Genomic DNA, 13,011 nt, shown 5'->3' with positions numbered 1-13,011 from the left:
TGACTGGCAAACATGCTACGCTCATTGATAATAGGAAAAAAATGTAACTTTCTTAGGAGGTTTGATTGATGAAACGCCTAGGCCTACTCGGATTCAGTGTGTTTTTACTGACCGGGTGCACCGATTCCGTTGAGCAACCCATCGTCCCAGCCGATACAAATGAGCCGTCGTCCGAAGACATCACCGCTTGGACGCGAGAAGATTTTAAAGACGTCTTCGACCAATATGAAAAAGTCCCGCCGCTCTTGAAGGCACTCGAGAACGATGGACTCACCCCGTTCCGCGAGACGTTTGAGCACGTCGTCATCGCCGGCGACGGCATCCAGCATACATACGCCGATATTCATCCGTTCAAACTCGATGACGGCACGTACGCCACCGTCTATGAGAGCGAGAACGGGGACATCGCTAACGGTCCCGAGTCGGTCGCCCCGCTGTTTTGGCAAGAAGCATCGTTCCTTCAATTCGTCGAAGAGATTGAAAAACGGAAATATGGGACGAGTGCCCCACCGACGGACGTCATCCTGACCGAAGATGAATTCCAGACGCTCTATAATCGCCACGCCTACACATCCGCGCTCATCGTCGAGCTCAACGAATGGGGCGTACAACTGGCGCGCGATCCGCTCGAGAACGTTATCATCGCGGGAAACGGGGTCAAGGAAGTGAAGGCCGATTTGATCGTCTTTGAAGTCGAGGGTGGCTACGCCATCGTCTATGACCGGGACGGTGAGATCTTCAAAGGGCCGGAGTCGATTGCTCCGCTGTTTTGGAGCGAGACGGATTATGAAAACCTACTCGAGAAACATGAATGACTTATGGGACACGTCGTTTCAAGTCCCGGTACTCGAGTAGCAAATTGAGCCATTGCGCCGGCTTATCGCTCGACTCAGCTACATCGTACCGGTACCTCGTCACATACACATGCCACGACAAGGCACGATAGACGCAACCGAGCTCTTCGGCGATCAATAGATGACGCCAAAGTACGTCCTTGGGTGCGACGCCGCTCCACGCTTCCAAGTAAACCGTACGCATCGTTTGAATCTGTTCATACCAGGCGACCTCGTCTTCTTCCGGCAATAAGTCGTACAGCGCGTTCCAAAACACGCGCACGCTGAAAAACGGATGCGTGACGGTCGCGTCGCCCCAGTCGAGGATACACAAATCATTCGTCCGTTCCCGCCAGAAGATGTTGCCGCCGTGTAAATCACCGTGCTCGAGACTCATCGGCATCCCAATCGCCAGCTCATCGCACATCGCGATCAATTCATCTTGAAGCGCGAGCATAGCCTCGGCTTTGTATTGCTCGAGCCCGGCGCAGAGCTCAGGTAAATACGTGCGAATTTCGCCCTTCAACTTGGCCGGTCGACGGTCCGGGATGCCGTAAGACAAGCAGGTCTCGATCTGGTCGACCTCCTGTCGCTGCAGCTGTGCGTATTGACGCAACGCCGCTTCGTATCGACTCACGTCCGGTCGTTCACGTAGCGCCTCTCCGCCGATGTCTCGCATGAGCAACCAGTTCCGGGCTGAATCGATGGCGATGACGTCAGGCACGAAATCAGGATGCCGCTCGGCCAGAAACGCCGACAATCCGGCCTCGCCGCGGCTGATATCGGTCACCGCTTTGGCGTAGTAACGTTCCTCATCGAGCGCGCCAACAAGCAAGTACGTCAAATCGGTATCTTTGATCACGTGCCACCTCGCATTCGGCACGTTTGCCTCAATCCATCGTTCGAACCGTTCACGAAACGATCGGTCACGCCATGGGATTGCCTGTCTCATCCTGTTCACCCTTTCTTTCATCATCTCCTAGGAGGAAACGATATGGACGTTGTATATTACTCATACCCGGTCGATGCCATCTTGTATATGTACTTAGGGGCGACGGCCGTCGTCAGTCTCATCATCGGGCTGCTCGTTTGGCGTCTGTTCAAGCGCCGAGCTGTCGGCTTTTGGACAACGCTCGTTCTCAGCTTTGTCGGGCTGTCGCTCTCGCTCGTCTGGTTTCAAAACGCGTCCGTCGCCGTGTTCATGGGGACACTCCCGTGGTTGATTAATCTCGTCTTTTCCCTTTTGCTGTACGGCCTATTCGTCGGCATCGCCTATGTCACGTTCCGACCGCGAAAGCTCGACCGCGTCAAATGACGGTATGCTATACTCATGTTAATAAACGACCACTAGGGGAGCCTTCGGGCTGAGACGGCATACGCCGGACCCTTCGAACCTGATCTGGCTCATACCAGCGTAGGGAAGTGGTGTGGGATTTGTCTGTCTTTCCACGCCACTTTTCCACTTGGAGAAGTGGCGTTTTCATTTTGAAAGGAGACTATCTATGCGTATTCAACAACTCACTTGGATGGCGATGCTCATCGCCATCGCCGTCATCGGTTCCCTGTTCATCTCGATTCCGACCGGTGTCGCCCGTGCCTATCCGATTCAACATATGGTGAACGTCATCGCCGCCGTCACCGTAGGGCCGATCGGGGCCGTTCTCGTTGCGTTCGTGACCGGAATCGTCCGTGTCATGACCGGTACCGGGTCGCTCTTGGCCTTTCCCGGAGGTATGATTGGGGCGCTTTTGGCCGGGGTCTTCTATATGAAGACGAACCGCGTCGCCTTCGCCGCATTCGGTGAAGTCATCGGGACCGGCCTCATCGCCTCGCTCGTCGCCGTCCCGTACGCCAAGGTGTTGATGGGGAGCGAGTTCGGGGCGCTGTTCTTCTTCCCGGCCTTCCTTGCGTCGAGTGTGACCGGGGCCGTGCTCGGCTGGATCGTCTTGGCTCGGGTCAAGCAATTACGACCGCTCACGGTGAAACGATAAATAGGAGTTGCCCCCGCTAAAGAAAATGGTAAAATCAGGATAACACATACTAGGAGGTCATGTCTTGAATCGATTGACGCTATTACTGGCTGCCACCGCTTGCCTGTTCATGTCCGGTCTCTTGTACACGCTTGAACGCATCGCCACGTTCACCCGCTGGAATGCTCAAATTGCGACGGGCACGTTCTCCAGCGAGCCGATGTTCGTCGATGTGCTGCTCCAAAACGTGTTCATCTCGATTTTCGGAGTGGCTGCGATCGTTCTCTTTTTCAAAGCGGGCAGTGCTGTTCAAGGCTCAACGACGACGAAAACAGGGACGGCCGACTTATGACGGCTGTCCCTGTTTGACGTGATACACCCAAATCTCTTCCCCGTTCGCCTCATCAATCAGGCCACTGTCGACAAATCCCCCCTTCGCATAGAACCGTTTCGCCGGTTCGTTCATCGGATGCAGACTGAGGATGAGGTCATCGACATCGAAGCGTTCTTTCATCCACTGAATCGTAAGTTGTAAACATGTTGAACCGATGCCTTTCCCTTGCTCTGTCACATCGATCATAAATCGATCGAGCCAGATGTAACGCTCCACCTTGTTCTCGGCCCCAATCATCATGAAGCCGACGGGATGCTCATCGCGACAAAGCGCATAGCACTGCCACGCATATTTGACATCGGTTTCCATCTCGCGAAGCGATTCGGCGTTTGTTTCGATAAAGCGAGCTTGGTCAGAAGCGACGGTCAAGGCGACAACAGCCTCCCGGTTTGTGTCATCGACAAGTTGAATCGTCAGCGTATCGGCAGCCATCGGCGCACCTCTTCCATGTCCAGTCCGCGCTTCGGCAAGATATAGGCGCTGACCGAGGAGTTGTATAGATACACATAATCGTCCTCCTCGACGACTTCCTTGATTCCTGCCCATGACACACGCGTCTCGCCGAACTCATTTAAATCGCGCAGACCAGTCTCCTCCAAATCCATCGTGTGGGGACCAATCATGCCTTCGTTGCTGCGTTCGTCGATGAGACGCCGCGTCTGCTTCCGGACATGCCGTTCAAAGTATTTCGGATAATACAGGAACCAAAGAATACTCGCGACCCCGTATATGCCATATAGCCACCAGTCCGTCTCTTGGAGCCACGTCGCCAGCACGAAAGCAGCGCCTAAAAAGATAAGTGGTCCGATGATTCGCTGTAAGAGGATCATCCGCTTTCCTGTTTTCGAACGTTTAATATGGCTCAAGTTGAACCGGATATAGTCGTCTTCTGTCAATTCGTATTGGATTTTCATCATCATTCCCTCCTTGGTGTCCTATACGTCTCACGTGAAGAAAAGTTCCGTTCAGAACGTTGATTGGATAAACTAAAAGAAAGGAGTGACATCATGAAACAAATCCACCATCTCTGCATCCAAACGCCCGACTATGAGGCATCCAAACGATTTTATGAGGCGCTCGGCTTCGAGCTCGTTCAGGAGTCGCCCGACTTTCATACGCGCGCGTTCAATAGCTGGCTTAAACTCGGTGATTTTTATATCGAGCTCCAAACGGCGAAAGTCGATGAGACGTTGTCACCGTATTCGAAGCATGTGGCCGGCCCGGTCCACTTCGCGCTTTATGTCGATGACCTCGAAGCGGAAGTGAGACGGCTAGAATCACTTGGCGTGACGTTCCTACCAAAGCGCGGCGGGAACATCTACTTCGTCGTCGATGGATATTTAAGTAAACTAAAAGCCCCGGAAGGCACGATTATCGAGCTCCGGGACACGTTTGTCATCAAGTGAGGCGCTGCCTCGCTTTTTTTATTGCTAAAATCGCACACCCTCATGTTTTTCGCCGTCTTCGAACAGGTACATGACAGAGAACACACTTTGTCCGTAACGTTTGGAGGCCTTTCATGAAATATCTCGATTATTGGAGTTACTTATCGCTCTCCCTCGCCAAGCTGTTCCTATTCAGTCTGTTGACGGCGAGCGCGTTCGACCTGCGCTTTTTGTTCATCAATCTAGCGACCATCTTGATGATGACGAGTTGGGCGCTACTCATAAAACAACAGACGCGCCGCTGGATTTTGTTCGCGTCGCTGTTTCTGCACAGCACGCTCCTCATCTCGGACGTCTGGTACTACCGCTATTTCGGTAACTTGCTGTCGGCCGCCCTACTGTCTGATATCGGCCAGATGGGAGACGTCGGGGGCGGCTTTCTGACACTGATTCAAGCGCCCGACTTCATCTTGTTCACGGACTTGCTCGTCTACGCGGCTGTCCTCCTCTATATGAAGCGACACCCCATCACGGAACCGAAACGTCTCGGTCGCCGTTTGGCGGTCGCCGGTTTTCTTATCGGCTTCATCGTCTTTACCGTCCCGACCGTCGTTCATTACGCCGAAACAGATCACCGGAAAAGCTCGATTTCGAATATGCGCGAGTATTATCAGCTCGGCTTTTGGGGCTATCACGGCCTCGATGCATTCCGCGGCATTCAGGACGCCCTTCATCTCGATGACGACCTGACAGAACGGGAGCGCAACCAAATCGAAGCGTTAGCGACCGAACCAGTTGAGACCACAGCCGATACGAACGTCATCGTCGTCCAACTCGAGTCGTTCCAAGCGTCCGTAATCGGCCAGACGGTTAACGGGCAAGAACTGACGCCGAATCTGAATGCGCTCCTCGACGAGATGCTGTATTTCCCGAATTTTTATCATCAGACGCACGAGGGACGGACGTCTGATGCGGAATTCACCGTCAACGCCTCGCTATACCCTGTCAAATCGGGGTCGGTATACACGCAGTATGCGACGAACACGTTTGACGCCTTGCCTGAGCAGTTACGACGAGCCGGCTATGATACGGCCGCGATGCATGCGTTCGACAAGGAGTTTTGGAATCGTGCCAACTTCTATGAGCAGATTGGCTACAATCACTTCTTCCACCAAGACGATTATCCGGCCGATCCGGTCATCGGTATGGCCGTCGGCGACAAGGAGTTCCTGACGACATCGGTCGACCACTTGGACACGTTGGACGAGCCGTTCTATTCCTTCATGGTCGCGTTGACGAGCCATACGCCGTATGAGATTCCGGACGAGGAGAAACGGTTGGATTTATCGGAATACGAGGACCCGCTCCTCCAAGACTATTATCATACCGTCCACTACACCGATGCCGCCGTCGGTCTCATGATTGAACGACTGAAAGCCAACGGAACGTGGGACGACGCCTTGGTCGTCTTTTATGGCGACCACGACAGCGGATTGACCGCTGCCGGTGACGAGATGGCCGTGAAAGCAGGTGCCGACTCCACGGTCGACCTGTTCCAGCTTGACCGTTCCGTCCCGTTATTCATCAAACCGGCCGGACTCGAACGAGGTCAGACGGTGAATGCGAGCGGCGGTCAAGTCGATTTGGCCCCGACCATCCTCGATTTGCTCGGGATGACACCGACGTACATGCTTGGAAGTTCGCTCCTCGACGACGAGCCCAATTTGACCGTGTTCCGGAACGGCTCGTTCCGCTACGACGACCTCTATTTTGTCCCGGATTTGACAGAGCCGGTCGGTGGCGGCATGTGTTATTCGGTCGAAACCGGTGATGACTTACCGCTTCAAGCATGTGAACCATACATTGACGAGGCCGCCGAACAGCTTCGCTTATCCGATACAATGATTGAGAAGGACGCCCTGTCCGACTTCACACCAAACGACAAACAAGCCGCCCCGAAGTAATCGGGACGGCTTGTTTTGGTCAGTAGACGTTTCGTAAAGCGGCGACATCGATTTTCTTCATCGTTAAGAACGCTTGCGTCACGCGCGCCAATTGTTCCTTTGTTCCGGTCGTCAGCATCTCTTCCATCTCCCAAGGCACGATTTGCCAGGAGACACCATACCGGTCTTGGAGCCAGCCGCACTGTTCCGCTTCCGGGACGGCCGACAGCTTGGCCCAGTACTCGTCAATCTCGGCTTGCGACTCACAAAATGCGATCAGCGACTGCATCTCATTGAAGGCGAATTGATGATTCTCCGCGCTGTCCATGGCGACGAACTCGCGTCCGGACAAGACGAAGCGGGCGTAATTGAGCTTCCCTTCCAACTCTGGACCGTCTGTCGCTTCGTAACGAATCATATGGTCTTCGAGCACATAAGAATCCGGGAAGATGGAGATCCAGTCGTTCATCGCCGCCTCGGCCCGACCGAACACGTCTCCGACGAACAAGAAGCACGGGGTCACCGTCTGGATGTCCATCCCGCCGCTATGCATGATTTGCCAGGAGACACCGTACTTGTCTTTCAACCAGCCGTAGCGCTCACTGAAATCATACGTGTCGAGCGGCATGAGCACCTCTGCCCCCTCCACAAGCTCGTTCCACAGCGTCTCCACTTCTTCCGACGTCGGGAACGCAACCATGTATGAGATGGACGGGTTGCGCTCCTTCAGCGGACCAGCACCGAGCAGTTGAAAGAACTGTCCCGCCAGCGAGACGGTCACAATCGTCGTCTCACCTGATGGCGTGTCTATCAGTTTCGTCGTATAGTCGACGAATGAATCGGGAAACTTCGACACATACCACTCCGCAATTGCCTCAACGTCACCTTCGAACCAAATGCACGGGATAATCGGTTGAGTAATCATAGTCTTTTCTCCTTTCAGACTTCGTGGAGACGATACACCTCACGAACCGCGAGCAACGTCTCTGCCGCCTTCCGATACGCCTGATAGTGAGATGAGTTGATGTGCGCGTTGAGCGCCGTCTCGTCTCGATACTTCTCATAGAACACGAACGTGCCCGGTGCGTCGATTGACTCATGGAGCACATACGTCAAACATCCTTCTTCTTGTCTCGACGGGGGAATGACCTCATCGAGCGCTCGTCGCAACTCGTCCTCTTTACCCGGGTGCGCCTTCAAAATAGCGGTAATCGTAATTTCCATACGCGATTCCTCCTTTTAATCATCTGTTCGTTCATCTGTTCCCTAAACGAAACGAATCTATCCCAAAAGCGGGCATCTCGATTGAGACGCCCGCTTGCAATTATTTCTTGTGTTTCGGTTTGAACGGCCACCATACCCCGTCCCCGAACGATACCGTGATTGCTGGGATGAGCAGTGGCAACACAATCAATCCGTATAACAACAGTCCGGTGATGACGATCGTCGCAATCTGGACGAGACTGAGCACGCCAGACGGGATCATCGCCCCGAACGTACCGGCAAGAATGACGGCCGCGGTCATGATGACCGTCCCCATCTTCGTCATCGAATGGACGAGCGCGTCGCGCACCGTCATTCCGTTAATCGACTCCTCGCGGAACCGGTCGAGCAGGAAAATCGAATAGTCGATGCCAAGGGCAATCAACATGACGAATCCGAAGAACGGAACGGCCCAACTGATGCCGTCATAGCCGAGTCCTTCGACGAAAATGAGCTCCGTGATGGCCGCTGACGTGTAATACGTCAATAAGAGTGAGCCAATCATATAGAGCGGCATGACCATCGACCGGAACAACACCGTCAAAACGATGAACAGCGTCACGAGCATAATGGCGACGGTCCGATTGAAGTCGTTCGTCGACGTCTCATTCAAGTCGCTGTTAATGCTCGAGATACCGGCATACCCAATCGTTGCCTCCGCGAACGGCGTATCGGTGACGACCCGATCCATCGTCGCTTTCACGGTCTCGACCGTGTCAATGGCTTCCGGCGAATATGGGTCCATCTCGAGGATGACTTCGAGCTGTGTCGCCGTCCCGTCGTCAAACACGTAGCGCTCGACAGCTGGAGCGAACTCCTCTGACGTGAGCGTCCCTTCCGGTAGATAGACGCCCGTATCGCGCAGGCTGTCCGAGCTACTCAGGTCTGATAGGAATGCTGCCGCTTCATTGATGCCTGTGTCGATTTGAGCGAGCCCTGCGTTCGCTTCACCGACACCAGCAGCGAGTTGTCCGAGACCCGTTCCGAGTTCTCCGGCTTGGGCGCCTTGTGCCGTCAATGCCGTAGCTGCCTCGTTAATGCCTGCCTCGATTTGACCGAGACCGGCCGACACTTGCCCGAGCTGCGTTACGGTCGCAGGAATATTTTGCGTCGCCGTGAGTCCTTGGCCAATCAGACCGAGCTGAGCGTTCAATTGACCAAGTCCCGCTGCCGCTTCTGCGAGCGGGGCACCGGCGTTCGTTGAACCGCCCGGCAATTGATTGACGACGGCGTCAAGACCAGCTTCCACTTGCGTGAGTCCATCCTGGACGTCACCGAGGCCAGTCTCGGCTTCCGTCAATCCTGCACTCACTTGTTCGAGCTGAGTGTCGACGTAAAAGTCAGCGATGACGTCACCGGTCGGACGCGTCACCGAACGGACGCCGCTCACCCCATCGATGTTTTCAAGTTCATTCGAGAACTTCTCGATATACGGAATCTCCGCTTCCGAGAGCTCGCCGTCTTGTTTCAAAATGACTTGGACCGGCAGCGACTCCCCTTGCCCGAATCCTTCTGAAATCAAGTTGAGGCCGCGTACGGAATCATAATCGTCACCGATCTCATCGACCGTATTGAATGACCGGGCATCGTCATACGTGAACAACACCGGTACGGTAATCAACGCGACGACGAGAATCGAGACGAACGGCCGATTGACCGAGATGCGGCTGAATCCGGCCCAGAGGCGGCTGTCGTGATGTTCGCCCGCCTTTTTCGAGGGCCAGAACAAACGATGCTTGAGCGTCGCCATAAAGAACGGCACGACCGTGAACAAGATTAACAGTAAGACAGCAATCCCGACCGCGACGGCGACGGCTGATTTGAAGATTGGGAAATCGGCGAAACCGATAGCCGCAAAGCCGACGAACACGGCGAGACCGCTGATGAGGACTGTCCGCCCTGCCGTTTTGTACGTGTTGACGATGGCATCTTCAATCGCGTGACCCGCGCCGAGCTCTTCTTTATACCGGCTGAGCAGCAAAATACAATAGTCGGTTCCAATCCCGAACAAGATGGCCACGAGGAAAATCTGCGTATAGTTCGAGACCGGGAAACCAAACCAATCAACAAAGAATGCGACGAACGATTGGCTCAATAAATACGTGAATCCGACCGCAATGAGCGGGATGAACGGTGTCACGATTGAGCGGAACACGAGTAGGAGCAGTCCGAAAATGAGGACGACCGTGATGATTTCCGTCTTCTTCAAGCCTTCCTGCGCACTCAAGTTCACATCGTTGTTGATGATTTCTTCACCTGTGATGTAGACCGTCTCGTCTTCCGGGAGAATGTTCGCCCGCACGTCGTCTGCGAAGGCGTTGATGTCTTCCATCGACCCTTCGACCGTGATTGGGACGAGCACGATGCGGCCGTCCTCCGAGACGAGCTGTGCTTCCGTCTCTTCACTTTCAAACGGGTCGAGTACGTCTTTGACGACCGTGTCGTTTTGTTCCATCTCGTCGATGACCCGGGAAATATCGGCCCGTTCGGCATCACCGAGCGTTTCGAACTCATAGACGAGTGAAATTGTCTTGTCGCTCTTCCCGGCGGCGTTCAAGATGTCCTGCGCCCGCTGCGAGTCCATGTCCTCGGATAATTGGAAGCTGCCGGCTTGTTCGGCCTGCTTCGTCAAGTTCGGGGCCGCCACAAACAAGGCGGCTGTCAAGACGATGAGACCGATTAAGATGCCCCAGCGCCATTGGATGATTTTATGCACGTGTTATTCCTCCCCAATTCGAAGCAGCTGTTTAATTTTCCGGAACGTCCGGACGAACTGTTCGATTTCTGTCTCTTCGATGTTTCCGTCGAGCAACGATTCGACATAACGGTAGACGGCCGCATCCGCTTCTTCGACGATGCGATGTCCGGCTTCCGTCAACTCAATCAACCGCTCGCGCTGGTCATGCCCGCGTCGACTGACGACGAGCTCTTTGTCGACGAGCTTTTTTAACCGGTTGGAGACGGCGCTCTTATGAACTCCTTGTTTTTGGGCCAATTGCCCGGCTTGAATCGGACCGAACTGTTCGAGCAGCTTGAGTAGCTGCAGTTGTTCCCGCGAATAATCATGCCAGACGTCACCGTCCATTGCCTCGATGACATGCTCCGCACCTTGGAACATGACCTCTTCGAACAACTGGACAGCTTCCCGCATCAATTCTTTCATTTTGGTTTACCCCCTAAACTAGATAAAGATAGTTTATGTCCTAAACTATCAACCGTCAACTAAAACGACCGATGAAGTCGTTCCTTCACCGGGCGAGTGGATACACATATGTATAAAACGTCAGCGTTCTTCCTGCCCATTCCAGCTGTCGTGCCTCGCCGTCATGGATAAAGCCGGCACGCACTAATACGCGCTGGGACGCCACGTTGTCGCTTGTCGTCTCGGCTCTCAATCGTTTGAATCCAGGCAACTCGAACGTCAGCAATTGGCGCAGGGCCGCCGTGGCATACCCGCGGCCCCCATGCTCCGCCCCGACCCGGTAACCGACCTCACCAGTGTCGGCATCGGTGTGATGGACGTTCAGACGCCCGACGATTGTATCGTCGTACCACATCAAGTAATAGCATCCGTCCCCGTCCGCCTGCTCGCTCAATAGTTGCTGCAATGCCTGATGGAATGATTCCGGCTCATAGTAGGCGTCGCCACGGCTCGGGACCGAGCGTTCGAAATGTATGCGATTCGCGCACTCGAACGCATACAGCAACGCCTCATCTTGAAGACGCAACGCCTTTACGTTTACCCGATCCATGTGACGAGCGCCTCCCGTTCTCGCGACGCCTGGGCGAAGACACGTTTCAACTCATCGAACTGGTCCAATAAATACTGTTTTTCCTCGAGTCCCCACTCACGTTCAAACGGATACAGTTCCTGCTCATTCATCGTCGTGACATCGTAACGCGCTTCTAGCGCCTCCAGCTCGATGTATTGAAGCCGGGTCGACAAGTCCTCCACCTCTCCCGGCGTCAAATAAGCGAGGCCTGTCTCCCCGTCGATAACGTCGCCGCCGAAGACTGCCTTGCCGAGCGAATGACGGTCAATCTCGTCCAAATCGGTCTCACCGGTCAATAAAAAGTACAGGCCGTGCCACGCCTTATCGATATCGGTCTGCCGTTCCTCGTCTTCCAACAGTTCTTCGAAGCGGTCCGGCTCTTGAAGCAGTTCGGTCAACTCTTCGCTCGATACCCGCATGTATGCGCCAACCATCCCCATGTCTGATTCCCCTCTCCAACTCGTATGTCTGACTATTCGGTATGGTCATGAAAAAAACCTTCCGAAGAAGGTTTAGCGCATCGCTTCCGCAACGCGGAGTCCTGAGACGTATGCACTCTCAAATCGCGTTCGACCTGAGGTGTCGTCCGGCTCGAGGAAGACGTCACCGGCCAAAAAAATCGGCTCGGCCCGCAATCGATAGTAAGGCTCGTTCCAGACGTCGGTCGCCTGCGCGTAGCGCCACCGTTTCAACTGCTTCGATTGAATCACCGCCGACCCTGTCATCGTTTGCAACAGACGTTCAATCTCACGAAGCGTGTCTTCGTCCGCTCGTTCATACCACTCCTCGCTCCACGACTCGTCCATATAGACGCTGACGAGTTCGGTATCCGAGACGCCCTTTTGGCGGTTGTTGATGACTTTCAAGATACCCGGCGCCAAGTCCGTATCGAGGATCCCGTCCGGACCGATGGCAATCTCGCTTCTGAACTCGAACAAGCCGACAAACGTCGGGGCGTACGTCAATTCACGCAACGCCGCATCGACTGCAAAGTCAGTGAGCAAGTCGAGTGTCTGTGGGAGCGGCGACGTGATGAGGAGACGATCATACTGTCGCGTCGTCACATCCGTCTGGACGCTGACCTGACCATCTCGTGTCGTGACCGTCTCGGCCCGTTCGTTCAAATGGACGGTCAATCCGTCAGCCAACCGTTTGGCCAAGGCGTTCATCCCGTCGACGGCGACGTAGCGCGGATACGGGTCGGCGTACCACACGTTGACCCACCCTTTCGTCTGCCAGTCGGCGACATCTTGTTTGAGTTCTTCCCCTCGTACGGTGAAATAGACAGCCCCGTGATCGGCTTTGCCGTCTCCGATCCGTCTCGTCGCCAAGCGTCCCCCGACGCTCCGACTCTTTTCAATCAATTCAACTGTATGACCGTGACGGGCGAGGTCGCGTGCTGCGACAATCCCGCTCAGTCCGGCACCAATAATACCAATGTTCATGTCCA

General features: G+C 54.5%; 16 protein-coding genes and 1 riboswitch. Of the genes, 6 read left to right on the top strand and 10 right to left on the bottom strand.

Annotation, left to right across the window (positions count from 1 at the left end; all coding sequences use genetic code 11):
• Window positions 1–68: 68 nt before the first annotated feature.
• The gene (locus KNP71_RS09600) at window positions 69–815 is read left to right on the top strand and encodes a hypothetical protein (RefSeq protein WP_131472143.1); all 747 of its coding nucleotides are present in this window, start codon (window positions 69–71) and stop codon (window positions 813–815) included.
• Window position 816: 1 nt separating this feature from the next.
• Here the strand turns inward: KNP71_RS09600 and KNP71_RS09595 are convergent, their stop codons facing one another.
• The gene (locus KNP71_RS09595) at window positions 817–1,785 is read right to left on the bottom strand and encodes an aminoglycoside phosphotransferase family protein (RefSeq protein ID WP_214798552.1); all 969 of its coding nucleotides are present in this window, start codon (window positions 1,783–1,785) and stop codon (window positions 817–819) included.
• A 42-nt stretch (window positions 1,786–1,827) separates the two neighbouring features.
• On the opposite strand from KNP71_RS09595, the gene KNP71_RS09590 reads away from it, so the two are divergent.
• The 3 genes from KNP71_RS09590 (at window position 1,828) to KNP71_RS09580 (ending at window position 3,155) form a co-directional block, all read left to right on the top strand.
• Entirely contained in the window at window positions 1,828–2,148 is a 321-nt protein-coding gene (locus KNP71_RS09590) for a hypothetical protein (protein ID WP_214798549.1), read from the top strand.
• A 24-nt stretch (window positions 2,149–2,172) separates the two neighbouring features.
• Window positions 2,173–2,271, top strand: a riboswitch (TPP riboswitch).
• Between the two features lie 64 nt (window positions 2,272–2,335).
• Window positions 2,336–2,824 carry an energy coupling factor transporter S component ThiW gene (gene thiW, locus KNP71_RS09585; protein WP_138858585.1) on the top strand — a complete coding sequence of 163 codons (489 nt, stop codon included), beginning with the start codon at window positions 2,336–2,338 and terminating at the stop codon, window positions 2,822–2,824.
• A 64-nt stretch (window positions 2,825–2,888) separates the two neighbouring features.
• The gene (locus KNP71_RS09580) at window positions 2,889–3,155 is read left to right on the top strand and encodes a hypothetical protein (RefSeq protein WP_029594454.1); all 267 of its coding nucleotides are present in this window, start codon (window positions 2,889–2,891) and stop codon (window positions 3,153–3,155) included.
• On the opposite strand, the gene KNP71_RS09575 is transcribed toward KNP71_RS09580, so the two are convergent.
• Both KNP71_RS09575 and KNP71_RS09570 read right to left on the bottom strand, forming a co-directional pair.
• The gene (locus KNP71_RS09575; protein ID WP_021065869.1) at window positions 3,150–3,629 is read right to left on the bottom strand and encodes a GNAT family N-acetyltransferase; all 480 of its coding nucleotides are present in this window, start codon (window positions 3,627–3,629) and stop codon (window positions 3,150–3,152) included. The two genes, KNP71_RS09580 and KNP71_RS09575, sit on opposite strands and share 6 nt — an antisense overlap.
• Window positions 3,611–4,111: a YcxB family protein gene (locus tag KNP71_RS09570; protein ID WP_165569440.1), complete on the bottom strand. Its 501-nt coding sequence runs from the start codon at window positions 4,109–4,111 to the stop codon at window positions 3,611–3,613. The genes KNP71_RS09575 and KNP71_RS09570 overlap by 19 nt, the downstream gene beginning before the upstream one ends.
• Window positions 4,112–4,204: 93 nt before the next feature.
• On the opposite strand from KNP71_RS09570, the gene KNP71_RS09565 reads away from it, so the two are divergent.
• On the top strand, window positions 4,205–4,603 hold the full coding sequence (locus KNP71_RS09565; RefSeq protein WP_214755960.1) for a VOC family protein: 399 nt from the start codon (window positions 4,205–4,207) through the stop codon (window positions 4,601–4,603).
• Window positions 4,604–4,716: 113 nt separating this feature from the next.
• Window positions 4,717–6,546: an LTA synthase family protein gene (locus tag KNP71_RS09560; protein WP_029594451.1), complete on the top strand. Its 1,830-nt coding sequence runs from the start codon at window positions 4,717–4,719 to the stop codon at window positions 6,544–6,546.
• Window positions 6,547–6,565: 19 nt separating this feature from the next.
• Here the strand turns inward: KNP71_RS09560 and KNP71_RS09555 are convergent, their stop codons facing one another.
• The 7 genes from KNP71_RS09555 to KNP71_RS09525 all read right to left on the bottom strand — a co-directional run bounded on the left by KNP71_RS09555 (window position 6,566) and on the right by KNP71_RS09525 (window position 13,006).
• Window positions 6,566–7,450, bottom strand: coding sequence for a VOC family protein (locus KNP71_RS09555; RefSeq protein ID WP_214830566.1), 885 nt, complete (start codon window positions 7,448–7,450; stop codon window positions 6,566–6,568).
• 14 nt (window positions 7,451–7,464) lie between these two features.
• On the bottom strand, window positions 7,465–7,749 hold the full coding sequence (locus tag KNP71_RS09550) for a putative quinol monooxygenase (protein WP_021065864.1): 285 nt from the start codon (window positions 7,747–7,749) through the stop codon (window positions 7,465–7,467).
• Between the two features lie 100 nt (window positions 7,750–7,849).
• On the bottom strand, window positions 7,850–10,504 hold the full coding sequence (locus tag KNP71_RS09545; protein ID WP_214830564.1) for an MMPL family transporter: 2,655 nt from the start codon (window positions 10,502–10,504) through the stop codon (window positions 7,850–7,852).
• 3 nt (window positions 10,505–10,507) lie between these two features.
• A complete protein-coding gene (locus KNP71_RS09540) occupies window positions 10,508–10,951 on the bottom strand; it encodes a MarR family winged helix-turn-helix transcriptional regulator (protein WP_021065862.1) in 444 nt (147 codons plus the stop codon).
• Between the two features lie 85 nt (window positions 10,952–11,036).
• Entirely contained in the window at window positions 11,037–11,540 is a 504-nt protein-coding gene (locus tag KNP71_RS09535) for a GNAT family N-acetyltransferase (RefSeq protein ID WP_214830562.1), read from the bottom strand.
• Window positions 11,528–12,001, bottom strand: a complete 474-nt coding sequence (locus KNP71_RS09530; protein WP_058765057.1) for a YfbM family protein — start codon at window positions 11,999–12,001, stop codon at window positions 11,528–11,530. Before KNP71_RS09530 ends, KNP71_RS09535 begins: the two co-directional genes overlap by 13 nt.
• Window positions 12,002–12,073: 72 nt before the next feature.
• On the bottom strand, window positions 12,074–13,006 hold the full coding sequence (locus KNP71_RS09525) for an NAD(P)/FAD-dependent oxidoreductase (protein ID WP_251132794.1): 933 nt from the start codon (window positions 13,004–13,006) through the stop codon (window positions 12,074–12,076).
• Window positions 13,007–13,011 lie beyond the last annotated feature (5 nt).

The sequence above is a fragment of the Exiguobacterium sp. s56 genome, from assembly GCF_018618255.1.
Classification (GTDB): Bacteria; Bacillota; Bacilli; order Exiguobacteriales; family Exiguobacteriaceae; genus Exiguobacterium; species Exiguobacterium chiriqhucha.
Note: the sequence above shows the minus strand (reverse complement) of the source record. Positions and strands in the feature narration are given on the sequence as shown.